This window comes from Nocardioides sp. JS614, assembly GCF_000015265.1.
GTDB lineage: Bacteria > Actinomycetota > Actinomycetes > Propionibacteriales > Nocardioidaceae > Nocardioides.
Window position 1 is genome coordinate 4,444,114 of record NC_008699.1, and the last position, 24,065, is coordinate 4,468,178.

The following is a 24,065-nucleotide window of genomic DNA, read 5'->3' on the forward strand; positions in this document are numbered from 1 at the left end:
ATGCCGCCCGTCCCGCAGTACTGCCCCACCCCCCGCGAGCTCGACGACCTCGAGCTCCTGGTGACCGGTGCCCTGGTGCCGACGGTCGTCTTCAACGAGCCGGGCAGCCCGGTCACCCTGACCCTGCCCGACGACGTCGCCGCCGCCGCGAGCGCCGCCGGTGCGGTCGAGCTGGTCGACCCCGAGGGCCTTCCGTTGGCGCAGGTCGAGATCCCGGCCGGCACCATCGACCCGCTCACCCACGCGCAGTACGGGCCGTTCCGTCGCTACTACCTGACGCCTGCACAGACGAGGGAGCGGTACGCCGGGCGCACCTTCGTCCCGGTCGTCGATGCGCTGACGCTGCCCCAGCTCGAGGTCCTGAAGACCGTCGGCCCCGTGGTACTGCTGCCCCTGGTCGGCCACGGCACACCCGAGCTGTCACCGGTGGCTTTGATCCGGGCCACGATCGCGGCCGCCACGTACCTCCCGCACGCGGACGTCGTCGCGATCCCCCTGGCCACCCGTGGCGACGCCGATGTCGACCATGACCTGGGCCTCCAGGTGGTCGCCAACTATGCCGGCGAGGATCCGCTGGTCGGGGTCAGCGACGACCCGTCGGGCGACTATCCGCCCGAGGTGGCCGAGATCGTGGCGTTCGACCGTCCGGCGGCCGACGAGCAGGGCCTGGTCCTGTTCTTCACCGGCCTCTCGGGCAGTGGCAAGTCGACGCTCGCGCGGGCGCTGATGGACCGGCTGCTCGAGCACGGCGGCCGCACGGTGACGAGCCTCGACGGCGACGTCGTGCGCCGCAATCTCTCCGCCGGCCTGACCTTCTCCAAGGAGGACCGGGAGACCAACATCCGTCGGATCGGCTGGGTCGCCGCCGAGATCTCGCGCCACGGCGGGGTCGCCGTGTGCAGCCCCATCGCCCCGTTCGACGAGACCCGCCAGCAGGTCCGCGCGATGGTCCGCGACGCCGGGGGCGCGTTCTTCCTCGTGCACGTCGCCACCCCGCTGGAGGAGTGCGAGCGCCGCGACCGCAAGGGCCTGTACGCCAAGGCCCGCCGCGGCGAGATCCCCGAGTTCACCGGCATCTCCTCCCCCTACGAGGAGCCCGAGGACGCCGACGTCCGCGTCGACACCACCGGCCGCACCATCGGGGACGCCCTCGACGACGTGATCCAGGCCCTCCGCGCCTCCGGCCACCTCGACCTCACCGACACCCCACCGGCCGACACCCCCCCGGTGGTCGAGCAGCGAGCGCCAGCCGACCCCCCGCCGGTCGAGCAGCAACCGCCAGCCGACCCCCCGCTGGCCGAGCAGCGAGCGCCAGCCGTCCCTCCGTTGGTCGAGCAGCGAGCGCCAGCGAGCGTCGTCGAGACCCCGGAAGAGAAGGCAGGGCCTCCTGACCTTGATCCGACGGCCGGACAACGACCGTCCCGGTCAGACAAGGCAACCTCGAACAAGTCCACCCCCAAGCGCAGCACCCCGCTTCGCGTCCTCTACATCTGCACAGCCAACATCTGCCGCTCCCCGTTCATGGAGCTCTACTCCCGTCACCTGGCCGGCCACGGCACCCACGTGACGTTCGCGAGCGCCGGCACCCACGGCTTCGTCGGACGCGAGATGGACCCGACCATGGCCGCGACGCTGAGAGCCCGTGGCGTGGCAGGAGTCAGCCGGTTCCGCAGCCGGCCGTTCTCCAGCGACCTGATGCCCCACGCCGACCTGGTACTGACCGCCGAGTCGACGCATCGGCAGTTCCTCCTCGACGACCACCCGGCGAGCTTCCGCAAGGTGCTGACGATCGGTCAGTTCGCCGAGGCCGTCCGCGCGTCCGGCGACGACCTCTCCGGCCATGACCTGCTGGCCGCGGTCGCCGAGCGACGCGGCCAGGCCGATCCGTCCCTGGACGTCGGCGACCCGTACGGACAAGGACCCGAGGTGGCGGCGGTGTGTGCCGACGCACTCGACGAGCTGCTGCGCGTCGTCGTCCCCGCCCTCACCGGAACCAGGAAGATCTCCCTATGACCCCGGCCCGACCCCGACCGCTCCCTACCCGAGTCGGCGGGGCCCGCTCATGAGCGACCTCATCACCACGACGTTCTTCTCGATCCTCGCGGCCGGCTTCATCGTCGGCGTCGTTGTCGGCCTGACCGGTATGGGCGGTGGCGCGCTGATGACGCCCGCGCTCATCTTCCTCGGCGTCGGCGACGCGGCCACGGTCGTCACCGCCGACCTGACCGCGGCCGCGGTCTACAAGTCCGGCGGCGCCATCGTGCACTCCCGCGAGGGGTCGCCGAACTTCTCGCTCGCCAAGTGGCTGATCATCGGCTCGGTACCGATGGCGTTGCTCGGGCCATGGCTGATCCACCAGATCGCGGGCGAGGAACCCGAGTCCGTCGACACTCTGCTCAAGGAGGCGATCGGGTTCGCGCTGCTGCTGGCGGCGGCGACCTACGCGCTGCGGCTCTACATCAACCTGCGCCGGGTCCGCGGCGGTGCCGCGAACGCCGACCCGAACCCGCCGATCCGGCCTCTGGTCACCCTGGGCGTCGGTGCCCTCGGCGGACTGCTGGTCGGCGTGACGAGCGTCGGCTCCGGCTCGGTGATCATGATCGCCCTGCTGATGCTCTACCCCGGCCTGTCGGCGGTGAAGCTGGTCGGCACCGACCTCGTCCAGGCGGTCCCGCTGGTGCTGGCGGCCGCGATCTCGAACATCGTCATCAACGGCTTGGACTGGGAGATCCTGATCCCGCTGGTGCTCGGCTCGGTGCCCGGCACCATCATCGGCAGCCGCATCGCCCCACGAGTCCCGCAGTCGGTGATCCGCCGCGGCATCGTGATCGTGCTGACCATGTCCGGAGTCGCCCTCCTCGACAAGTCCGGCTGGGCGCCGCTGGGCAAGGAGTCCACCCACCCGGTCCTGATCGCGGTGATCGGGCTGGTGCTGCTGGTCTCGCTGCCGATCATCTGGGGGATCCTGCGCAAGGGCCAGGGCCTCCCGATGTTCGGGGCGCCGACGGTCGCGGAGCTCGACGACGCGAACTTCCGCCGACCCCGGTCCTGACCCAGAGTGACCTGAACCACTCGGATTTGTCCGGTTTGAGGCCGTCCGGCGGTCGGCGGCTACGATGTGGGCTGCTGTCCCGACGAGAGGTCCTCAAGGCTGTCATGACCGAAACCCACGCCGACTACCAGCTGAGTCAGCTCGACCAGCTGGAGGCGGAGTCGATTCACATCTTCCGTGAGGTCGCTGCCGAGTTCGAGAAGCCCGTGCTGATGTTCTCGGGCGGCAAGGACTCGATCGTGATGCTCCGGCTCGCGGAGAAGGCGTTCTACCCCGCGAAGATCCCATTCCCGGTGCTGCAGGTCGACACCGGCTACGACTTCCCCGAGGTGATCGCCTGCCGTGACAAGTGGGTCAGCCGCCTCGGCGTCCGCCTGATCGTCGCCAGCGTCGAGCAGGCGATCGCGGACGGCATCGTCGTCGACGACGGCAAGACCAGCCGCAACCGGCTCCAGATCGGCACCCTGCTCAACGCCCTCGAGGAGGGCAGCTTCACCGCCGCCTTCGGCGGCGGCCGCCGGGACGAGGAGAAGGCCCGCGCCAAGGAGCGCGTCTACTCCCACCGCGACGAGTTCGGCCAGTGGGACCCGAAGAACCAGCGTCCCGAGCTGTGGAGCCTCTACAACGGCCGCCTGCACGAGGGCGAGCACATGCGGATCTTCCCGATCTCGAACTGGACCGAGCTGGACATCTGGCACTACATCGGCCGTGAGGGCATCGAGATCCCCTCGATCTACTTCTCCCACCAGCGCCGGGTCTTCCAGCGCGACGGGATGTTCCTGACCGAGTCCGACTTCAACCCACTGCGTTCCGGCGAGTCCGTCGAGGAGCGCACCGTGCGGTTCCGCACGGTCGGCGACCTGACGCTGACCGGGTGTGTGGAGTCCGAGGCGGACACCATCGACAAGATCATCGACGAGATCGCCATCGCCCGCGTCACCGAGCGTGGCGCCACCCGTGGCGACGACCGGTTCTCCGAGGCAGCGATGGAGGACCGGAAGAAGGAAGGCTACTTCTGATGAGCGACGACCTCACCAAGGCCGAGGTGGCCGAGCAGACCCGCGACATGGACCTGCTCCGGTTCGCCACCGCGGGCTCGGTCGACGACGGCAAGTCCACCCTCATCGGGCGGCTGCTGCTGGACTCCAAGTCGATCTTCGAGGACCAGCTCGAGGCGGTCGAGGCGACGAGTGCGTCGAAGGGCTACGACTACACCGACCTCGCGCTGCTCACCGACGGCCTGCGCTCCGAGCGCGAGCAGGGCATCACGATCGACGTGGCCTACCGGTACTTCGCGACCCCGACGCGCAAGTTCATCATCGCGGACACCCCGGGGCACGTGCAGTACACCCGCAACATGGTCACCGGCGCCTCGACCGCCGACCTAGGACTCGTGCTCGTCGACGCCCGCCAGGGCCTCACCGAGCAGTCCCGCCGGCACGCGGTGATCCTGTCTCTGCTGCGGGTCCCGCACCTGGTGCTGGCCGTGAACAAGATGGATCTCGTCGACTTCTCCCAGGAGGTCTACGAGAAGATCCATGCCGAGTTCACCCAGTTCGCGACGAAGCTGAACATCCCTGACCTCGAGGTCATCCCGATCTCCGCACTCCAGGGCGACAACGTCGTCACGCGCTCGGAGAACATGACCTGGTACTCCGGCCCGACGCTGATGCACCACCTCGAGCACGTCCACGTCGCCTCCGACCGCGACCTGGTCGACGTCCGGTTCCCGGTGCAGTACGTCGTGCGCCCCAAGTCCGACGACCACCACGACTACCGCGGCTACGGCGGCATGGTCGCGGGCGGCGTCCTGAAGCCCGGCGACGAGGTTGTCGTGCTCCCTTCCGGCATGACGTCCAAGATCGCCGGCATCGACCTGTTCGACCAGGAGGTCACCGAGGCCTTCCCGCCGATGTCGGTCACGGTCCGCCTCGAGGACGACGTCGATGTCTCCCGCGGCGACATGATCGCCCGTCCGGCGAACGCCCCGAAGCCGTCGCAGGACGTCGACGCGATGGTCTGCTGGATGACCAACGAGCCGCTCCGCCCCCGCCAGAAGCTCGCCATCAAGCACACCACCCGCTCGGCCCGGACTCTGGTGAAGGACATCCAGTACCGCCTGGACGTCAACACCCTGCACCGCGACCAGGACACCAAGGAGCTCGGCCTCAACGAGATCGGCCGCGTCCAGCTGCGCACCACGGTGCCGCTGCTGTGCGACCCGTACTCGAAGAACCGGGCGACTGGGTCGTTCATCCTCATCGACGAGGCGACCGGCGTGACGGTCGGCGCGGGGATGATCAACAGCGGCAGCTGAAACGCCACCCTGCGAGTGGACGCACCTCTCCGAGGTGCGCCCACTCGCCATTTCCGGAGTAGCAGCCCGCCGTTGGCCCACCTTGCGTAGGGTGTGCGCGAAGGACGAGATGCGATCAGGGGGTCGTCCCATGGCCACGAGGATCGTGGACAGCGCTGACGTGCACGTCAGCGCTAAGGTCGGCGACGGCGCGACGATCTGGCACCTCGCCCAAGTGCGCGAGGGCGCCGTGGTGGGTCCGGGCTGCGTCATCGGGCGCGGCGCCTACGTCGGCACCGGCGTCCGGATGGGCGCGAACTGCAAGGTCCAGAACTACGCGCTCGTCTACGAGCCCGCAAGGCTTGCGGACGGGGTGTTCATCGGCCCCGCCGCCGTGCTCACCAACGACACCTATCCGCGAGCGGTGACGCCCGACGGCGATCTCAAGTCCGCAGCCGACTGGGAGCCCGCCGGTGTGACGATCGAGCGCGGTGCGTCCATCGGGGCGCGTGTCGTGTGCGTGGCTCCGGTGACCATCGGCGAGTGGGCCACCGTCGCGGCCGGCGCCGTCGTGACGAAGGACGTCCCCGCGTTCGCCCTGGTCGCCGGCGTACCCGCGCGCCGGATCGGCTGGGTCGGGCGCAGTGGGCGTCCGCTGCAGCCGGACGGCGAGGGTGTCTGGGTCTGCCCGGACACCGACGAACACTTCATCGAAAATGACGACATCCTGAATCCCTACGAGAGCTGAGGAATGGACGCGTTCATCCCACCGGCCAGGCCGATCATCGGCGACGAGGAGCGCGCCGCAGTCGACCGCGTGCTCCAAAGCGGCATGCTGGCGCAGGGACCCGAGGTCGCCGCCTTCGAGACCGAGTTCGCCGACCACTTCCGGCTCGGCCGCGTCTGCGTCGCCGTCAACTCCGGCACCTCGGGGCTTCACCTCGGACTACTCGCCGCTGGCACCGGCCCCGGCGACGAGGTGATCGTCCCGTCGTTCACCTTCGCCGCCACTGCCAACGCCGTCGCGCTCACCGGCGCGATCCCAGTCTTCGCCGACATCGACCCAGCGACCTTCTGCATGGACCCCGCCAGCGTCGAGGCAGCGATCACCGACCGGACGGCAGCGATCATGCCGGTGCACCTGTACGGTCATCCGGCGGACATGACGGCACTGCAGGCGATCGCCGACAAGCATGGCCTCCAGATCTTCGAGGACGCCGCCCAGGCGCACGGCGCCAGTCTCCACGGGGTTCCCGTCGGAGCGTTCGGCACGTTCGCGATGTTCTCGCTCTACCCAACCAAGAATATGACCTCCGGCGAGGGTGGCATGGTCTCGGTTGCGAACGACGAGGTCGAGCGACTCGTACGCCTGTATCGCAACCAGGGGATGCAGCGTCAGTACGAGAACGAGGTCGTCGGCTTCAATAACCGGATGACCGACATCCACGCGGCCATCGGTCGAACCCAGCTGACCAAGGTCGACGGCTGGACCAGCCGGCGCCAGGAGAACGCCGCGTTCCTCACCTCCAACCTCGAAGGCGTGATCGCCCCACCGGTGGCCGAGGGTGCCGTGCACGTCTACCACCAGTACACGGTCCGGGTGCCGCAGGACCGCGACGGCCTCGCCGCCGCTCTCCGCGAGGAGTACGCCGTCGGGTCCGGGATGTTCTACCCGATCCCCAATCACCGCTTGGCGCCATTCCGCTCGCCTGTCGACCTGCCGGCGACCGATCAGGCCACACTCGAGTGCCTGTCGCTGCCGGTCCACCCTTCCCTGTCCGCGGACGACCTCGAGAGGATCGTGGTCGCGGTCAACAAGCTCACAGCGGCGGGAGCCTGAGATGACACAGCTACGAGCCGGACTCGTCGGCATCGGCATGATGGGACGCAACCACGCCCGCGTCCTAAACTCCCTCGATGGCGTCACTCTCGTCGCCGTCGCCGATCCCGGGGGCGACAAGCACGGGATGGCCGGTGACGCCAAGGTTGTCCCGACAGTCACCGAGATGATCGACGCCGGCATCGACCTTGCGGTCGTCGCGACACCGACGATCTATCACCTCGAGGCCGGGCTGGAGCTCGCGGCGGCCGGCGTACCCACGATGATCGAGAAGCCCCTGGCGACCGACGCCGACGAGTCACGGCAACTGGTCCACGCGTTCGAGAGCGCGGGTCTCGTCAACGCAGTGGGCCACATCGAGCGATTCAACCCAGCGCTGCGCGCCCTCCGCACCCGGCTCGAGGCGGGCGATCTGGGCGAGATATATCAAGTTGCGACCCGGCGCCAAGGGCCGTTCCCGAACCGCATCGCGGACGTCGGCGTGGTCAAGGATCTCGCGACCCATGACATCGACCTTACCGCGTGGGTCATCCAGTCCCCCTACGCGATGGTTTCCGCCCATACCGCGCACAAGAGCGGTCGCCCGCACGAGGACCTCATCTCCATCACTGCACAGATGACGGACGGAACTGTTGTCAGCCATCTGGTCAACTGGTTGTCGCCCCTCAAGGAACGTTGCACGGTGGTCACGGGCGAACGCGGCGCTTTCGTGGCCGACACCCTCCATGGAGATCTCACCTTCCACGAGAACGGCCTGGTTAGCACGGAGTGGGAGCAGGTGTCGTCGTTCCGCGGCGTCACGGAAGGCAACAGCACGCGGTTCGCCATTCCCAAGCCGGAGCCGCTTCGGATGCAACACGAGAATTTCCGAGACGCCGTCCTGGGACTCGAGGCCGAGATCGTGACGATGCGCGAGGGTATGAAGGCCGTTGAAGTTGCAGACGCCGTGATTCAGGCAGCCCGTGAGCGTCGAACGATCAACCTCGAAACAGATCGAGACGGGATTCCTGAGTGAAGATCGCAGTCATCGGCCTCGGCAAGATCGGCTTGCCTCTTGCCGTTCAGTTCGCGAGCAAGGGACATGAGGTTGTCGGTGTCGACATCAATCAAGAGACCGTCGACCTCATCAACGCCGCGCGCGAGCCCTTCCCGGGCGAAGCAAACCTTGCCGAGTATCTCGCCGAGCTGGTGCCAGCCCGAGGCCTGCGCGCGACGACTGACTACGCCGACGCCATTCCGACGGCCGATGTTGTCGTTGTTGTGGTTCCGCTCTTCGTTGACACGGAGGGCGCACCGGACTTTGACTCTATGGACTCCGCCACCAGGGACTTGGCAGCCAATCTCACCAAGAACACGCTCATCATCTACGAGACGACACTTCCAGTAGGGACAACCCGCACACGATGGAGGCCGATACTTGAGGTCGAGAGCGGTCTGACCGAGGGCCAAGACTTTCACTTGGCCTTCTCGCCTGAGAGGGTACTTACCGGGCGAGTCTTCGAAGACCTCCGTAAGTACCCGAAGCTCGTCGGGGGCCTCGGCGCCGACGGCACAAAGGCCGCGACCTCCTTCTACCAGCAGGTCCTGGACTTCGACGAACGCCCGGATCTCGAGCGAGGCAACGGCGTGTGGGACCTTGGTTCCGCCGAGGCGGCAGAGATGGCCAAGCTCGCCGAGACCACCTACCGTGACGTCAACATTGGGCTCGCCAACCAGTTCGCGCTTTTCGCCGAACGCGCCGGTATCGACGTGTACGCCGTCATACAGGCGGCGAACTCCCAGCCGTACTCTCACATCCACGCGCCCGGCGTCTCTGTGGGTGGGCATTGCATTCCGATCTATCCACAGCTCTATCTCAGCAACGATCCCGAAGCCACGATCGTCAGAGCCGCCCGCAATGCCAACAAGGCAATGCCGCGCCATGCTGTCGACATTCTCCAAGCCGGCCTCGGGAGCCTGGACGGCCTGAGGATCGTTGTCCTCGGCGTCGCGTATCGACCCGGAGTCAAAGAGACCGCGTTCTCTGGAGCATTCGACCTCCAACATGAGCTGGTCCAACGGGGCGCGCGCGTGATGGCCCACGATCCGCTCTTTCGAGACGAGGAGCTTAGAGCCCTCGGATTTCAGCCGTACCAATTTGGAAATCAACTCGATGGTGCCATCATTCACACCGGACACGACGCCTATCGCGAGATCAGTGCAGCACATCTTCCGGGCGTGCAACTCTTGGTGGATGGCCGGAATCTCTTGGCCGCGTCCTATATTGACTCGTTTGCCGTGCAACAATTGGGCCGCCCAACCGTACACCGATGATAACAAGGTTGCTTCGGTCACGCACCCGACCGTATGTACTGACCATCCTCGCAGGAGTGGCATCACTCACCGGCAGTTTCGGTGCCTACAAGGTAGTAGCACATCTCGGTTCCACAAGCGACTTCAACGATTACTCGATCGCGCGACGTCTAATTTCGTTCTTGGTCCCACTATTCGCATTTGGCTCTGGGATCTCATTGCCACTGAGAATCTCGATTCGACCCAGTCGCAGGGAAAGCCTGTACCTTTCATACGTATATGTTCTAGCAGCAACCCTAGTCGCACTTGTCCTCACTTTGACACTGACGCTGTCACCGGGCGTCTGGTTGCGCTCCGCGACGGGCGGCCTGGACGGCATCCAAACCCTTCTTCTATTGGTAACCGCGCTTTCCCTGACGCATATATCAATTGTCTACTCCTATCTAAGGGGATACAGCCGGTTCGGGGAAGGAGCGCTGCTATTGTCGCTTTCCCATGGAGTCTTTCCATTAGTCGCAACCTCCTTCACACAGGTGTGGCCGCTACTCGGGATATTCTTGTGGGGGATTCTCAACCTGTTCGTCCTGACTTTCGCTATCCGCAGAGCCGGACCTGTCGAGCGGGTCGCGATCCCGAACCTCCGGCCTCTGCTTTGGTCGTCCGCGACCCGGGTTCCTGGCGACCTCGCCTTTGCGGGCCTTAGCTATCTGCCCGTGCTCTTCGCGGCGAACCTCGGCTCCGTGGAGGAGTCCGCTACCGTTGCCATCTTCTTCGTCATGATCGGCGTCATCGTGGCCGTCATGTCACCGGTTTCAACCGTCCTGCTACCTCACATTGGCTCGTTGGTTTCTGCTCACGGCACGCATGCCGCTCGAAGATACCTCGTTGCGACCGTCTTGGCGGCTGTAATTATCGCCACTGCCATGGCGGTCCCACTTCTTATCGCCCCCAACGTTGTGCTCGACATCCTGCTGACGCCTGCTTTTGCGAGCCACGGCTGGATCTTGGTTGGCCTCACGCCCTCCATCTATGGCCTCGCCCTTTTCGTGTCCAGCAACAGCGTCCTCTCCGGCCTTCAGGAACGACCAATGGCCGCCTACCTTTCGATGTTTGCCCTGATTGTGATGGTGTCGATGCTCTACTTCGGCCCCAGCACCATCAGCTATCTACTCATATCAGCGGACATAAGCTTCCTCTGCTTGGGCATCGGAACCACAGTCGTCAGTTACGCCATGACGGCGAGGTCGTGACATGTTGCTGGCTGCCCTCGCCTTTTCTCTTCTGGTGCTCACAGTCGCGTTCGGCCGCAAAATCGCCGAATATGACACCATCATCTCTCCTGTATCAATGTTCGGGCTCTCAATTGCGTACTACTTGTTCTCGATTCCCTTGGAGATTTCGGTGACGGGTAGACGACTAATCCAGGTCTCAGACCGGCACATCTATATCAACACGAACACGGGGTACGAGATCGTCTCGTACGGACTTGTCGCGTTCCTGTCCTTCTCGCTCGCCTACGTATTCGTGCTGGACAAGAGCCGGCGGTTCAGTCCGGCTGTCGCATTTCAATCGATGCAGCCGGACCTACGGTGGGTCCTGCTGGTGGCGACAATCGGGTTTTCGGCGATGGTCATCATTCTCTTCCCCAGCGACCTCTTTGCGGCGAGTACCTATGCAGGCAACGTATCGGTGTCCTACGCAAATCCGGTCTTCGCGATTCTGAGGACGTTTGCGGTCCTGTCATACGGGCTATTCATCTTCTGCAGTTCCCTCCATGGCGGATGGGGCCCGGCCCGGACTGTTGCGGCCGCCGCGCCCATTGCTGCCTACGGCCTCTACTTCAGTGATAAGGATCCGTTCCTGATCGGCGCCCTATCGGCTGCTGGCGCCCTCCTTGCCAAGCCAGGCACCTCCACGAGCACCCCACGGCTCGCACTGGGACTGGTGGTCGCCGTTCCCTTTTTAGGGGTGGCCGTAGCCGCATTTTCCGGGTACAGGGGCCAAAGCCGGGACGTACTGGCGTATGCACGTCAGGTCGGCTTCTTTTCCAGCGCAGATCCTGCCGGACCTATGTACTCCCTGTCGGTTGCTTCCAATGAAGGCGTCCATGATCGCTTTGCGGGCCTAGCGCATATTCTGGAGTCGTTTACACTTTGGATTCCGCGTAGCCTGTGGCCGAGCCGCCCTCTGGACCTATCAGAGGAGTTCGCACGAACCCACATGAGTGGCTGGCGTCCGGGGATGGGCTATGGATATTCTTTGGTTGCGGAAGGCATCAGCCTCGCCGGGTGGGCGGGCGTAGTCGTCGTATTTGCGTTGCTCGGAGTCCTCATCGGTCTCGTCCGCAACTGGCTCCTGCGGCCTGGCCCCGGGGGCTCGCGGCGCCAGCTCGGCTATGCCACGAGCTTCGTCGGGATGGGGGCCGTCAGCTTCCTATCCCTTCGAGGGCCCCTTTCGGGATCAATCAGCCTCATCGTGCACACGCTCGCGTTCTATTCGATCATCAGCGCCGCCCTGTGGGTGACTAGGAGGAGGCGACCATGAGGCTGGTCTACCTGACGTCTCAGTATCCGACGGGCGGGGGTGAGACGTTCCTCAGTGCTGAGTTGGACAGCTTGCAGAGTGCAGGATTTGAAGTCGCTGTGGCACCGTGCCGACCGGGCGGTTCACATTCGCGACGGTCCGGTGAACGCAGTCTGCTAACGGCCCACATGCTTTCCCCGCGACTCCTCATCGCCTCCTTGTGCGCAGTACTGCGTGATCCCCGGATCATCGTATTTGCGGTGCTGCTCCTCGTCTCCGACATCCGCAACGCCCACAAGAACATCCTCGTACTTCCCAAAGGCATAGTAGTTGGAGCGGAGTGTATCCGTATGCGCGTGCATCACATTCATGCCCATTGGCTGTCCACGCCGGCTACGGTCGCGTTGCTGGCATCGTACGTTTCGGGTGTTCCATTCAGTGTGACTGCCCACAGAGGGGATATCGTCGCCAAGAATCTCTTGACACTCAAGGCGCATCGGGCTTCGTTCATTAGGTTTATCTCCAACAGCGGATTAGATCTCTTCCGCTCAGTTACGCCCGCGTCACTCCAGACCCGATTCGTGGTCGTACACATGGGGGTTGAGGTTGCCGAAGACTTCACTCATCCCCGCGCCTTGAGTGCAGCTGACGACTTCCGGATCGCTTGTCCGGCGAACCTGACGGCCGTTAAGGGACATGATTACTTGTTTGGAGCGGTTGCCGTCCTACGCCGGATCGGCCTCCCGGTGCGGCTCGACATCGTCGGCACAGGCGAACGTGAACGAGAACTTCGCAGGCTCTGCTCATCATTGGATATTTCTGACATTGTTCGATTCTGTGGATACCAAGCCCATAACGACCTCCTCGCGACCCTTGCGTCCGGCGGGTACGACGCGGTGGTGCTTCCAAGCGTCGACCTTGGAAACGGTCTGCATGAAGGCATTCCGGTAACATTGATGGAGGCCATGGCGCGGGGGGTTCCCGTGATATCCACCGCGACAGGTGGGATTCCCGAACTTCTGCAGGGCGGTTACGCGCGAATGCTGGTCGAGCCATGCAATGTGCAAGCGCTTGCCGATTCTATCCGAGTCTTATTCCAGTCGGACGACTTGCGTCAAGAGTTGTCAACACTTGGACGCGAGATCGTGAAGCGAGAATTCAACGCACAACTAAACGGCGTGGAGCTGGCGCGCTGGATTTATAACACGACAGCTTCTGATCTCGGCCCGGCTTCTATTTAACCATGGGCGCAATAGGGACTTGGCCCTCCGCGGCGACTGGCTTGATTAATTCGAAGGTGAAGATCCAAGCCATCCGTTGGAACAGCGGAATCTTGCTCAAGCGACGATCAGCCCGCTCCAGGAAACCAGCCAGCGCGGGAACGTGCGGTGACAATATTCCCAGGAGATGCCAATAGCGCACTTCGCCGACCTCGAAAAAGCGTCGGGCGAACCGCACATCCTTGAAACTCAGGATATGCGCCTTCTCCCATTCCGTTCGCATCTGAGGCGTGAGCTTCCTGTAAGCCTTGATGGCCGGATTGTAGTCTAGCGCTTCGACCGCAAGAATCTTGCCGCCTGGCTTAAGGATGCGCCTAAGCTCCGGAAATGCGAAAGACAAATCCAGATGGTGGAGCATCCCAGAGCAGATCACAACATCGATGGAGCTATCGGGAAGCAACGTCCTTTCGGCGTCTGCCTGAATGAACCTCGCGTTTTCTGAGACGCCTGCCTCGTGAGCATCTGCGGTAGCATTCTCAACCGAAACCGCGCTGATGTCGATCCCGATTGCCAATGCTGCTCCACTTTTCGCCGCAAGAATAGCCTGGGCGCCGTTGCCACATGCATAGTCCAGAAACACCCTGCCCTTCGCATTGGAGCTGATCCAATCATTGACGTACGACCGAGAGTCAGCCGTCGCAGAATAGTATTTCCGGTTTCCATAGAATTTTTCGTAGGTATCCTGATCAAGCTCCGACTCGGCAGTCCGGTCCCGGTCCCGGTCATGGAATTCCAGTTCCCGACGCTTCCGCTCGTCCAAGGACGACAACCAGATTTCATCTGGCATCGCTGCGATCTTTGACAGGTGTTCAAGTAGCGTCTGCAGGTCCTGAGGCACGGATCTTCTCCTTGGTTGGGCTCACACAAGTCCGTCGTTGGCTTTCAGCAGTGTCCAGAGATATCCGTCGAGCCGCTCACCCAGGACACTGAAACTATGGTGCGCCTGTAAAAACGCACGACCCCGATGCCCCATGTGCTGCAGCACATCTGCGGGCGAATCTATCAAGTCGGCGATCGCGGCCGCCAGTGCGGCGGCATCTCCAGCAGCAACCGACAGTCCGGCACCGGCCTCGGTGACTGGATCGTTGCCGCTGTCGACGGCGAAGACCACTGGCCGACCCACGGCAAAGTAGTCGAAGAGCTTGTTGAAACTAATTCCATACCGGTGTACGGCGAGACTTTGACCAGTACAGAGACAGACGTCCGCCTCTCGTAGGTGACCCCACAAACTCGCCTTGGGGACCAGGCCGTGGAACACGACGTTTGACAGCCGGTTCCGGAGGACCCGATCCTCCAAGTCCCGCCTCATCGGCCCATCGCCGTACAGGTCGAACGTGATGTGCGGGTGAGAAGAAAGAAGTGTTCCGGCTGCGTCGATGACGGTATCCAGCCCGTGTGCACGAGCGAAACCTCCAGCATAGGCGACACGCCCACGCATGGGGATAGGAGTTACGTCCTCCCCATCCTCGGTCAGACGTATACCGTTGGGTATATAGGCGAACGAGTCGAGCTCTACGCCATACCGGCTCCGCGCGTACTCCGGGACCTTCGGCATGAGCCCTACGACACCATCGCTGTCCGTCAGCGCCCGACGCTCCATCCACGACATTGCCCGATACGTCGCGGAACCATTGCGGACCGAGCCCAGATCTACCAAGCTCTCCGGCCACAAGTCCGTGATCTCGTAGACGAAGCGTGCGTTCCGTTCGCGGGCAACGCGCCTGGCAGTCTCGGCGGCGAATGGATGCACCGTTGTGCCCACCACTACATCCGGTGGGGATTGGCGGCGGCTCCAGTTCAATGCTTGGCTCGAGTACCCGAGCATGTTTCGCAACCGAGCGGTTCCGTTGCCCTCGTAGGGATGAGCTCTAATCCGCACCCATCGCACACCTTCACGCAGCAACTCCTGGACCCTGGAACCATCCGCTCCGAGATCGTCCACAAACGTGTAGTGATTGAAGCTGCAGGCGATGACAGTCACATTCCAGCCGCGCCGCTGCAGTTCACGGGACAGCTCATATGTCCGGGTCGCAGGAACGTCCTCAGGGAAACCTGCATAATGATTGAAGATCCAGGCAACGGGGCCGTTCGGATAGACGCTGCTTCGTTGACTCACGATGCCACCTCAGGTCGTACCGTCGTCGCGGACTCGAGTAGCGACGGCAACCCACACCGCGTATCGGCTCGAGTCACCGCTGCTCTCGACTGGAGTGAGCCCGACAAACGCCGAGTCAGGGTCAAGCTCGAGGTCCCCCAGCCTCCGCATTCTCCGATTGACGACACTCTTCAGCCGCGAACGACCACGAATGGTTGTTGGCATTAATCGTGACGTCACCAGCATTCGTCGGAGCCCTTCATGAAATGGTCGAACTGCGCCGAGAGGTAACGAGCCATAAATCGTTGGGGCGAGGCCCGCCGACGCTAGGAGGATGGTCAACTCGTCGAACGTCGGGTAGTTCGTACAGAATGGACTCCGCTGGAAGTACCTCCGGGTCGGGTTCGGCATCGTCAGCAACAGCTTCCCGCCAAGGCGCAAAACCCGAGCCGCTTCGCGAAAAAACAGCGGCTGATCCTCGATGTAGTAGATCATCTCGAGCGCAACCAAGACCTCGATGGATTGGTCTTGGAGGGGAAGTGCCGTGGCGTCGCCACACACGAATTGACACGCAGGGGCCCGGCGTCTGGCTTCCCGAAGGTTCGCCTCGTCGAGGTCGATACCAATGGCACGCTCCGCTCCGTCGACGACACGCGCCAAGCCGAAACCCGTGCCACAACCGATTTCTGCAACGACGCGACCGCGAGCCAACAGACTCGCCAAGCCATAGCGCTGGCGCGCCAGTTCCCATTGGTGATCGTCAGCTGCGGTATCCCACGATTCGGTAATTCGCGAAAGGGGCGCGGTGCGTGTCATGACGAGGTCCCAACTACCGCCCGAATAGTGGCAATCATGATCTTGATATCTGTGCGCATGGATGCCTCATCGACGTAGGCAAGCCCTAGGACGATCTTTTCAGGGCGGATCAGACGGTCATATGCCTCTTCTGGGTCCTCCTCGGCCGCGAGAATTCTGCCTTCATTCCGGAACCGAATTGAGGCCCAATCCGTCACTCCTGGCTTGACGGAGAGGAGGCGGCGTTCCTCCAATGTATAACGTTCGACATCCCACTCCACCTGTGGACGCGGGCCAACAAGACTCATCTCGCCGCGAAATACATTGATGAGTTGCGGGATTTCGTCGAATTTCCAGCGGCGCAGATGGTGACCGATTTTGGTGATGCGCGGGTCGTGATCCGACGTCGACGAACCACCTACCTTCTCAGCGTCAACCACCATCGTCCGGAACTTGTACATCGCGAACGTGCGCCCACCACGCCCAACGCGCCGAGCTGCATACAGGATGGGGCCCCCATCGCTCAGCTTGATCGCCATTGCGATCGCCACACCCAGAGGCGTCAAGACCACACCGACGCTAATGGCGATTGCCAGGTCTACCATTCTCTTCGAGACCCGGTACGACGCCCGTCGTAGGTGTGTCTGCGCTCTCATCGACCGAAAAACCGTCGAACCGATTCAGCGACGTATTCGACCTGCGATAAGTCGAGTTCAGCGTTCATCGGCAACGACAGGACCCGGCGGCTAAGTCGCTCGGTGTTGGGCAGATTCCAGTGGTCAAGCCCGACTCCCGATTGCTTGTGGAACGGGACCGGCCACGACACGAGCACCTCGACGCCGTCGCTGTTGAGATGCTTGACCAAGTCGTCGCGGCGATCGGTCATGACCGTGTAGTTCTGATAGACGTCCCTGCGCCGCGGATCCGCGTCGGGGCCGACCGGCAAGTCGAGCCCCTCGATGTCCGCAAGCATCTGGTCGTAAATGTCGGCGACGGTCCGGCGGTGCTCGATCCAGCGGGGAATCTGGGTCAGCCGCCAGTCGAGAATTGCTGCGTGCAAGTTGTCAAGCCGGCAGTTGTAGCCCCAGCCGTCGACCTCCGTCTTGGATACGCGCCCGTGGTCACGTAGTCGGCGTATGTCGGCCGTGAGCTCGTCGTCGTCGGTTAGCACGGCACCACCGTCGCCCGGTGTTCCGAGCATTTTGGCTGGGTAGAACGAGTAGGTGCTGGCCAAGCCCATGGACCCGGCGGTGCGGCCATCGATAGTGGCTCCGAGCGCCTGAGCCGCATCTTCAATCACCGTCGCACCGCAGGCCTCGGCAATCCTGAGCACCTCGGTCATATCGACGGTGCGACCATTGAGATGAACTGGGACGATGACCCTCGTCCGCTCGGTCACTGCAGCCTCGAGTTGACTCGTGTCCATCAACTGGTCGTCACCAATGTCGACAAACACTGGCGACGCTCCCCGCATTACGAAGGGCGAGATTGTCGCGATAAATGTGTGCGCGACCGTGACGACCTCATCCCCGGGACCAATGCCGAGGGAATGGGCTATGAGCCGTAGTCCGTCGGTGCAGTTGCTCACGCCGACGCCATGGCGAGTCCCCACGAATTCAGCGAGATGCTCCTCGAAGTCCACGAGCTGGTGGCGAAGCATGACGTCGCCCCGCGCCAGTGTGTCGTCGATGACCGGAAGGAGGTGCGCTCGCTGCTGCTCCCATTGCAGCGGAAAGTCGATAAACTTGACCCGCCATCCCATCAGAGGTCCTCCAGTCGCTTGATCGCTCGTTCGGTGATGGCTTGCCGTGTCAGCCCGTGCACACCACGCAGGTACTCTTGGTCGCCGACGACCGAGCTGAACCGGGGTAATACTCCGATCCGCATGAGCGGGCACACACCGCCTGTCTCGGCAAGGACTTCTGCAGTTGCACCACCGAGGCCGCCCGTGATCGAGTGCTCCTCGATCGTGACGAGCAACCGGTGGGTCGCCGCGAGCCTTCGGATCGTTGCCTCGTCAAACGGTGCGATCCAAGGTGATGAAACCACTGTCGATGAAACACCGAGGTCATCGAGCTCCTCTGCTGCATCCATTACGGTCGGAAGCATTGCACCCGTGGAGACGAGAGCAACGTCGGCACCCGATTTCAGGGTAATGGACTGCCCTCGGTTCAGCTGCGGTCGCGTAGCGTGGACGGTTCGTTCGCCAGCCTTGCCGAGGCGAAGATACGCCGGCCCGCCTCCTACGAGTAGGTTCTCCAAGACGGCGCTGGTCTCCTCCGGGTCTCCGGGAGCGGCGACCGCGAGACCGGGGATCGAACGCATGATGGCCAGGTCCTCGGTGGCGTGATGGGACATGCCCAGCGCCCCGTAAGCTAGGCCTCCGCCCACGCTAACCACGACGACGTCCGCCCCGTGGTAGGCAACGTCGTTCCGGATCTGCTCGAGACACCTCAGCGTGGGAAAGTTCGCGATCGAGTAGGTGAATGCCTTCGCTCCAGCCATGGCCATCCCCGCCGCCATGCCGGTCATGTTCTGCTCGGCAACACCTGCATTGACGAATTGGCTGGGACAAGCAGCGACAAAGGGCTCGACAACGCCGAACCCGAGGTCACCCGTAATCAAGACTATGTCGGGATTGAGTCGCGCGGCCTCGAGCAGGTCAGCGAAGAACCGCGTCCTCACGTCGCGATCTCCGTCAACGCCAACGCCAACTCATCCTCAGACGGCGGCCGGTAGTGCCAGAGCACGTTGTTCTCCATGAACGACACGCCTTTGCCCTTGATCGTGTGGGCAAGTACGCACCGAGGGCGAGTATGCCGACTCGGGTCGACCGACAGAGCAGCGAACAGTTCCACCGTGTCATGTCCATCGACCTCGACCACATCCCAGCCGAACGCAACCCATTTGTCGGCGAATGGCTCGAGGGTGAGCGTCTCGTCAGTCGTCGCGAGCGATTGGTACTTGTTGTAGTCGATCACGGCCACAAGGTTCGAAAGCCCATGGTGACCGGCGAAAAGCGCTGCCTCCCAAGTACTCCCTTCGTCGCACTCCCCATCGCTCAGTAGGGCGTAAGCCCGCCACGTCGCGCCCGTTGAACGGGCTCGCCAGGCCATTCCGGTTGCGATCGACAACCCGTGCCCAAGGGAACCGGTCGACACCTCGACCCCCGGTACGTCGACATGGCTCACGTGACCGGAAAATGTCGACCCGTTCTGGTAGTGACTCAACAAAGACTCGCGCTCAAGAAAGCCACGCTCGGCGAGCACTGCATATACGGCAGCGCCGGCATGTCCCTTACTCATCACGAATCGATCGCGATCGTTCGCCTCGGGGTCTGCCGGATCGACGCGGAGAACGTCGCCGTACAGAACCGCGAGGATGTCGGCGACCGATAGGCCGGAGGCGACGTGGGAGCTGCGCCCGCGACTGGTCATCCGGAGGACATGCTCTCTGATCCGCCGAGCCAGCTCGGGAGCAGTCACCTCGTCCATAACTGTCAGAGGACGGCGTAGCCGATATACGGGTCGAAGTCGAAACGGCGCAATTCGAGATCACGCAAACCGACCTCCTCGAGAACCGCGATAGTCTCGCCGGGCCAGATCGGGTTGTCGAGCTCATCGAACGCCAGGACCGAGCCCTTCGGCATTCGCGGCAGAAAGTTCCGGAGTGCTGTCACCGTTGGCTCGTAAAGGTCAAGATCGAGAAACAGTAGACTGACGACCACGTGCTGATTGTCGGCGATGAACCGCGGAATCGTCTCGTTCACATCACCCCGCACGAGTTGCACCTTCGGTATGTGACCCAGGAAGCGATCGCTGTCGTACACCTCAATCAAGCGCGAGAGTTCATCGTACGAATCCGCCGCGAGATCGCCCGCACGTGCACCCGTCGAAGCCGGCAGATCGGCGTCGGAGACGGTCGGAAAGCCACTGAAGCTGTCAAAGCCGTAGATTCGCCTCGTCAGATTGGTCGGCTCGAGCGCAGCACTGAGCTGAGCGAAAGTCATCAAGCTGAAGCCACGGAACACCCCGCACTCCACGACGGAGCCCTTCACAGGCTGGACGAGCTTGAAGAGCTCGTAGAGAGCAGCGAAGCGGGTCACGTGGGCCCGGCGCATGTACCTGGGAAGATTGGCCAGCCGCACCTCGAGCTCATCTGGGCTTGAGCCGAAAATCCCGGCGATCCTTCCTGGCACCTCCCGCTCTTGCTGTGTGGAAAATCCCCCCGGCGCGCTCGTCGGTCTCGCCGTCAACGCGACTCTCCATCCACATGAGTACGATACACGGACCGTGCGACACACAAGGAAGACATCAGGCATCTCGTCATGGGCCCTCGTTCATGAAGTGGGCTGGACCAGGCGTGACTGCCGGCTCCGAATCGACTGGAGCCCAACCCAGCGAAGCATGTCAACATGCAGTACCAAACGGTCGACGGTCGGTCCCCGACACGACGCTCGGAGTGACACTCAACTCCCCGCCCGACGTCTGCCCCGGTCCAGTTCGGCCTCGCCAGGAGATCAGCACGTCCTTTCGCGATGACAGCAGTACATCGACGTTCGCGACCGGCCGGTCGCCGAGCTCGTGGATCAAGCCGTCCTCGAGGGTGCGGCCATTGAGCCGAACTTGGTCGATCGTGCCGCTGTAAGGGCCATATATGCGAACCATGACGTACTGGGACCCTGGATCGATCCCGAACTTCCCACCGCCAGTCACGGAGCTAGGAAGCGAAGCCGCCTGATTTGGCGAGATGACCTGCTTGAGCGTTAGCGTGCCGGCGAGGTCCTGCACCCCGCCTCTGCAACTGATCGCATCGACCTCCGCGTAATAACGCAGGTAGTAGGACATCTTGGAGCCTGTGAGGTCGTTGAGGCCGATGTCCGTGTGCGGGGTCGTCCCGTCGTCACCCGCCAGCGCGCCCTCGACTGGAGTGCCGGCAAGCTCGCTCGTTACTCGGCCATCGAATGACGCGACGAGCAGTCGGCCTTCCCCCGCGGCCCGATTAAGTCCCTCGACAAATGCCATCGGCGACGCGAGTGACCCAGTAGCGGCCTCGAAGATTGAGCGTGACGCCTTCGCGAAGAACATATTCTGAGCGACTGGGCGTTCCTCGACGTACGGCTTGTTGAGAAGTTCCTCTACGGCGTTGTCGCGGGTTAACGTAACGTCGTCGACGGTCACTGGTCCGGTGCCGTCGAGCAGATACGACATCCCGACGGGGTCAAGGGCGACGACGCCGTCGATCGGCAGGCGCGGGAACCGCTGGTCCCAGTGTGCGTGCCACAACTCGGCCGCACGCGGGAAGTCCGGTGTCCAGCCCGGGTCTTGGAAGTAGAGCCCCAGCTCGTCGCCGTAGACCGTCTCCTCCTCACTGGTGAGAGGGAGTACTGACGTGACCGCGGTCGGAAAGTCGCCCGCCGTGCCCTGGCGAGCCATCGACAGCTCGCCGTCCTCGGCGTGCAGCAGCGCCCAGGAGCCGGGCATGCCACCAGTGGCGCGGATCTCGGCATTGTTCTGGAAGAGCAATAGATAGTTCTTCGGTCCCTCGGCGCCAGCCATCGTCGGAAGCACGGCGACGGCCTCGTCTGCCGACGCCAGACCCGAGCGGAGGCCGTCGACGAGGGCGGCGTACCGGTCGAAGCCTATACGCAATGCACCCACGTACCCGCTACTGTCCAAGCCGGCGAGTTCGTCGTCGGCCACGGTCAGGGCCCGGTAGGCCCGCTCGACCGCTGGCTCCAGGCCCGCAACTGCGTCGAGGTCGATCCGCCCGTTCCTGATCAGTCCTTCGAGCTTGTCCACCGTGTCGCATAGCGGGGTCAGAGCATTCTGGGCGATCACGTCCAACGATCTGCTCATCGCCGCGACGCCCCGGGCGTCGTCACCGACAACCGGAACGTGTCCGAGCGCGCGCCACCAGAGTCCGGAGGTGTGATGCTGCGCCGCGGCGGCACTCTCGACCAAGTCGGCTTCGGCCTCGTCACGTGATCCGCTGTCACCGGAGGTCCAGGACGTTCGTAGGTCGAACGCGCTGGATTCCGCGTCCCGGAGGTCTCTCTGAACCTGCCATGCCAACCAAGCGGTGTACGCGAGTGCCGCAATCACGACCACCGAGACGACCCGCAGCAGGCGACGTAGGGTCACGAAGCGATCCTGTCAGAAAACGGGCAGTGGCCCCGCCGCGGATGCGGCGGAGCCACTAGAGTCGATCCGGTCAGCCCGAGACGACACGGAAGACCGTGCGCTGATCGGAGTCCTTGAAGCCCGAACCGGCCTTGCGGTCGAAGTTCGCTTTCACGACGTACTTGCCACGCTTGTTTAGTTTCGTTGTCGTGAAGCACTCGCGGCCGCCGTCGTACCGCTTCGAGTCAGTGAAGTGGTAGTCGCCCACCGACTTGTGCACCAGGACGGTCACGCGGCCCTTGGGCCGACCGTTACCGCCAGTGGTCACCTTCACACAGATCCTCGCGCGGTCACCCCTGACAACCGTGTCCGGCGCATTCACGTGCGTGAAGGTCTCGACGCAGCCGGTGTACGGGCACGCTGCCTGAGCAGGAGCGGCGCCGACTCCGACGAGTCCAGCACCCATCAGCGCGGCCGAGAACAGGCTGACCATCATCTTCTTCATCTGGACTTCTCCCGTGTCTGGCGTCTAGGCGCCATCGTTGAGGAACATCCGTGCTGCGGATCTGTGTACCCACCGTAGGGGAGATGATGCCATTCGTCACCCTCCGGGGCGGGAATCAGCGAGCCGGGAGGCCGATGGCCGTTCTCGCTTCCGACGGCTGCATCGGGGTGCGCTGCGCCAGACGGGCCGCCGTGACCGCCCGCTCGACGAGCTGGGCGTTGCGCTCGACCGGGACGCCCTTCGCCAGGGTCAGCACGTCCTCCATGCCGACCCGGAGGTGCCCGCCCATCGAGAGGGCGGCGAGCATCACCGGCAGGGTGCTGCGGCCGATGCCGGTGGCCGACCAGCTGGTCACCTCGTCGGGGAGCAGCGCGACGCCGGCGACCAGGGCCGGGGCGGTGCCGGGCATGCCGCCGGGGACGCCCATGACGAAGTCACAGTGCACCTGGCCGCCGTACGGGAGGCCGAACTTGTCGATCAGGCGGCGCAGGGCGTGCACGTGGCCCAGGTCGAAGAGCTCGAACTCCGGCACCACCTGGCGCTCCTGGCTGAGCTGGTAGAGCTCGCACACGAACGGCCACGGGTTGGAGAACACGTCGTCGCCGAAGTTCGTCGTACCCATGGTCAGGCTGCAGGAGTCCGGCTCGGCGTCGAGAACCTTCAGGCGGTTCTCGAGCGGGTCGTGCACGGAGCCGCCGGTGGAGAGCTGGACGATCAGGCCGGTGCTCTCCCTCAGCGCCTGGACGGTGTCGCGGAGCCGGGTCTGGTCCAGCGTCGGGCGGTGGTCGGCGTCGCGGATGTGGACGTGGATCATCGCCGCGCCCGCGGCCTCGCACTCCTGGGCGGTCTGCACGAGCTCCTCGAGGGTGGTCGGGAGCTGGGGGCAGTCCTGCTTGGTGGTCTCCGCCCCGGTGGGGGCGACGGTGATCAGGATCTTCTCGGGTGACGTCGTCGGCACGATCGCATCGTGCCAGAGGGGCGTTGTGTCAGTGGCTGGGGCCCTGCGTCCGTGCGGGGGTCTCGACAACGCTCAGGCCCTCAGCGGGCCTTCACTGCTCGACCAACGCAGGGTCGGCTCGGCCGCGTGGGGACGCCGTACCCGATGCCCTGCGTCGGCGCAGGGGTCTCGACGGACGCTCAGGCCCTCAGCGGGCCTTCACTGCTCGACCGCCGGGTTGGGGCCTTCACTGCTCGACCAACGGGCCCTCGCTGCTCGACCAACGGGCACGCGAACTGGTCGGGCAGCGGAGGGGGGACTTCGCTGC

At 63.9% G+C, this 24,065-nt stretch carries 22 protein-coding genes; 11 read left to right on the forward strand and 11 right to left on the reverse strand.

The window, feature by feature from the left end; all coding sequences use genetic code 11:
- The 11 genes from cysC (at position 1) to NOCA_RS26725 (ending at position 13,244) form a co-directional block, all read left to right on the forward strand.
- Positions 1–2,013 carry an adenylyl-sulfate kinase gene (cysC, locus tag NOCA_RS26125; RefSeq protein WP_011757631.1) on the forward strand — a complete coding sequence of 671 codons (2,013 nt, stop codon included), beginning with the start codon at positions 1–3 and terminating at the stop codon, positions 2,011–2,013.
- Between the two features lie 49 nt (positions 2,014–2,062).
- The gene (locus NOCA_RS22750; RefSeq protein ID WP_011757632.1) at positions 2,063–3,052 is read left to right on the forward strand and encodes a sulfite exporter TauE/SafE family protein; all 990 of its coding nucleotides are present in this window, start codon (positions 2,063–2,065) and stop codon (positions 3,050–3,052) included.
- Between the two features lie 104 nt (positions 3,053–3,156).
- The gene (cysD, locus tag NOCA_RS22755; protein ID WP_011757633.1) at positions 3,157–4,071 is read left to right on the forward strand and encodes a sulfate adenylyltransferase subunit CysD; all 915 of its coding nucleotides are present in this window, start codon (positions 3,157–3,159) and stop codon (positions 4,069–4,071) included.
- On the forward strand, positions 4,071–5,369 hold the full coding sequence (gene cysN, locus NOCA_RS22760) for a sulfate adenylyltransferase subunit CysN (RefSeq protein ID WP_011757634.1): 1,299 nt from the start codon (positions 4,071–4,073) through the stop codon (positions 5,367–5,369). The genes cysD and cysN overlap by 1 nt, the downstream gene beginning before the upstream one ends.
- Before the next feature lie 130 nt (positions 5,370–5,499).
- Complete coding sequence (locus tag NOCA_RS22765; protein WP_011757635.1) at positions 5,500–6,096, forward strand: acyltransferase; 597 nt, start codon at positions 5,500–5,502, stop codon at positions 6,094–6,096.
- A gap of 3 nt (positions 6,097–6,099) precedes the next feature.
- Positions 6,100–7,188 (forward strand): DegT/DnrJ/EryC1/StrS family aminotransferase, encoded by a 1,089-nt coding sequence (locus NOCA_RS22770; protein WP_011757636.1) that lies wholly within the window; start codon positions 6,100–6,102, stop codon positions 7,186–7,188.
- A gap of 1 nt (position 7,189) precedes the next feature.
- On the forward strand, positions 7,190–8,203 hold the full coding sequence (locus NOCA_RS22775) for a Gfo/Idh/MocA family protein (protein WP_011757637.1): 1,014 nt from the start codon (positions 7,190–7,192) through the stop codon (positions 8,201–8,203).
- A complete protein-coding gene (locus NOCA_RS22780; protein WP_011757638.1) occupies positions 8,200–9,501 on the forward strand; it encodes a nucleotide sugar dehydrogenase in 1,302 nt (433 codons plus the stop codon). The genes NOCA_RS22775 and NOCA_RS22780 overlap by 4 nt, the downstream gene beginning before the upstream one ends.
- Before the next feature lie 56 nt (positions 9,502–9,557).
- On the forward strand, positions 9,558–10,730 hold the full coding sequence (locus tag NOCA_RS27260) for a hypothetical protein (RefSeq protein WP_140404066.1): 1,173 nt from the start codon (positions 9,558–9,560) through the stop codon (positions 10,728–10,730).
- A gap of 1 nt (position 10,731) precedes the next feature.
- Positions 10,732–12,024, forward strand: a complete 1,293-nt coding sequence (locus NOCA_RS22790) for a hypothetical protein (RefSeq protein ID WP_011757640.1) — start codon at positions 10,732–10,734, stop codon at positions 12,022–12,024.
- On the forward strand, positions 12,021–13,244 hold the full coding sequence (locus NOCA_RS26725) for a glycosyltransferase family 4 protein (protein ID WP_011757641.1): 1,224 nt from the start codon (positions 12,021–12,023) through the stop codon (positions 13,242–13,244). Before NOCA_RS22790 ends, NOCA_RS26725 begins: the two co-directional genes overlap by 4 nt.
- Here NOCA_RS26725 and NOCA_RS26130 read toward each other — a convergent pair.
- The 11 genes from NOCA_RS26130 to NOCA_RS22845 all read right to left on the reverse strand — a co-directional run bounded on the left by NOCA_RS26130 (position 13,237) and on the right by NOCA_RS22845 (position 23,758).
- Positions 13,237–14,121, reverse strand: coding sequence for a class I SAM-dependent methyltransferase (locus NOCA_RS26130; RefSeq protein WP_049774453.1), 885 nt, complete (start codon positions 14,119–14,121; stop codon positions 13,237–13,239). The genes NOCA_RS26725 and NOCA_RS26130 overlap by 8 nt on opposite strands.
- Before the next feature lie 21 nt (positions 14,122–14,142).
- Positions 14,143–15,399, reverse strand: a complete 1,257-nt coding sequence (locus NOCA_RS22805) for a glycosyltransferase family 4 protein (RefSeq protein ID WP_011757643.1) — start codon at positions 15,397–15,399, stop codon at positions 14,143–14,145.
- A 9-nt stretch (positions 15,400–15,408) separates the two neighbouring features.
- Positions 15,409–16,194: a class I SAM-dependent methyltransferase gene (locus tag NOCA_RS26730; protein ID WP_011757644.1), complete on the reverse strand. Its 786-nt coding sequence runs from the start codon at positions 16,192–16,194 to the stop codon at positions 15,409–15,411.
- Positions 16,191–16,829 (reverse strand): sugar transferase, encoded by a 639-nt coding sequence (locus tag NOCA_RS22810; protein WP_140404067.1) that lies wholly within the window; start codon positions 16,827–16,829, stop codon positions 16,191–16,193. The genes NOCA_RS26730 and NOCA_RS22810 overlap by 4 nt, the downstream gene beginning before the upstream one ends.
- Positions 16,826–17,935, reverse strand: coding sequence for a DegT/DnrJ/EryC1/StrS family aminotransferase (locus tag NOCA_RS22815; protein ID WP_011757646.1), 1,110 nt, complete (start codon positions 17,933–17,935; stop codon positions 16,826–16,828). The genes NOCA_RS22810 and NOCA_RS22815 overlap by 4 nt, the downstream gene beginning before the upstream one ends.
- Positions 17,935–18,858, reverse strand: coding sequence for a transketolase family protein (locus NOCA_RS22820; RefSeq protein ID WP_011757647.1), 924 nt, complete (start codon positions 18,856–18,858; stop codon positions 17,935–17,937). The genes NOCA_RS22815 and NOCA_RS22820 overlap by 1 nt, the downstream gene beginning before the upstream one ends.
- Entirely contained in the window at positions 18,855–19,667 is an 813-nt protein-coding gene (locus NOCA_RS22825) for a transketolase (RefSeq protein WP_011757648.1), read from the reverse strand. The genes NOCA_RS22820 and NOCA_RS22825 overlap by 4 nt, the downstream gene beginning before the upstream one ends.
- A 5-nt stretch (positions 19,668–19,672) precedes the next feature.
- Positions 19,673–20,320, reverse strand: coding sequence for a TylF/MycF/NovP-related O-methyltransferase (locus NOCA_RS22830; protein ID WP_197687738.1), 648 nt, complete (start codon positions 20,318–20,320; stop codon positions 19,673–19,675).
- 262 nt (positions 20,321–20,582) lie between these two features.
- Positions 20,583–22,316 carry a DUF4012 domain-containing protein gene (locus NOCA_RS22835; RefSeq protein ID WP_041546847.1) on the reverse strand — a complete coding sequence of 578 codons (1,734 nt, stop codon included), beginning with the start codon at positions 22,314–22,316 and terminating at the stop codon, positions 20,583–20,585.
- 70 nt (positions 22,317–22,386) lie between these two features.
- Positions 22,387–22,800 (reverse strand): hypothetical protein, encoded by a 414-nt coding sequence (locus tag NOCA_RS22840; RefSeq protein ID WP_011757651.1) that lies wholly within the window; start codon positions 22,798–22,800, stop codon positions 22,387–22,389.
- 115 nt (positions 22,801–22,915) lie between these two features.
- Positions 22,916–23,758, reverse strand: a complete 843-nt coding sequence (locus NOCA_RS22845; protein WP_049774455.1) for a 3-keto-5-aminohexanoate cleavage protein — start codon at positions 23,756–23,758, stop codon at positions 22,916–22,918.
- Between the last annotated feature and the right edge of the window lie 307 nt (positions 23,759–24,065).

Excerpts from the sequence above, each read along its gene's own strand:
- cysC (WP_011757631.1), top strand. The coding sequence starts at position 1 with ATGCCGCCCGTCCCGCAGTACTGCCCCACCCCCCGCGAGCTCGACGAC.
- NOCA_RS22750 (WP_011757632.1), top strand. The coding sequence starts at position 2,063 with ATGAGCGACCTCATCACCACGACGTTCTTCTCGATCCTCGCGGCCGGC.
- cysD (WP_011757633.1), top strand. The coding sequence starts at position 3,157 with ATGACCGAAACCCACGCCGACTACCAGCTGAGTCAGCTCGACCAGCTG.
- cysN (WP_011757634.1), top strand. The coding sequence starts at position 4,071 with ATGAGCGACGACCTCACCAAGGCCGAGGTGGCCGAGCAGACCCGCGAC.
- NOCA_RS22765 (WP_011757635.1), top strand. The coding sequence starts at position 5,500 with ATGGCCACGAGGATCGTGGACAGCGCTGACGTGCACGTCAGCGCTAAG.
- NOCA_RS22770 (WP_011757636.1), top strand. The coding sequence starts at position 6,100 with ATGGACGCGTTCATCCCACCGGCCAGGCCGATCATCGGCGACGAGGAG.
- NOCA_RS22775 (WP_011757637.1), top strand. The coding sequence starts at position 7,190 with ATGACACAGCTACGAGCCGGACTCGTCGGCATCGGCATGATGGGACGC.
- NOCA_RS22790 (WP_011757640.1), top strand. The coding sequence starts at position 10,732 with ATGTTGCTGGCTGCCCTCGCCTTTTCTCTTCTGGTGCTCACAGTCGCG.
- NOCA_RS26725 (WP_011757641.1), top strand. The coding sequence starts at position 12,021 with ATGAGGCTGGTCTACCTGACGTCTCAGTATCCGACGGGCGGGGGTGAG.
- NOCA_RS26730 (WP_011757644.1), bottom strand. The coding sequence starts at position 16,194 with ATGACACGCACCGCGCCCCTTTCGCGAATTACCGAATCGTGGGATACC.
- NOCA_RS22810 (WP_140404067.1), bottom strand. The coding sequence starts at position 16,829 with ATGAGAGCGCAGACACACCTACGACGGGCGTCGTACCGGGTCTCGAAG.
- NOCA_RS22815 (WP_011757646.1), bottom strand. The coding sequence starts at position 17,935 with ATGGGATGGCGGGTCAAGTTTATCGACTTTCCGCTGCAATGGGAGCAG.
- NOCA_RS22825 (WP_011757648.1), bottom strand. The coding sequence starts at position 19,667 with ATGGACGAGGTGACTGCTCCCGAGCTGGCTCGGCGGATCAGAGAGCAT.
- NOCA_RS22840 (WP_011757651.1), bottom strand. The coding sequence starts at position 22,800 with ATGAAGAAGATGATGGTCAGCCTGTTCTCGGCCGCGCTGATGGGTGCT.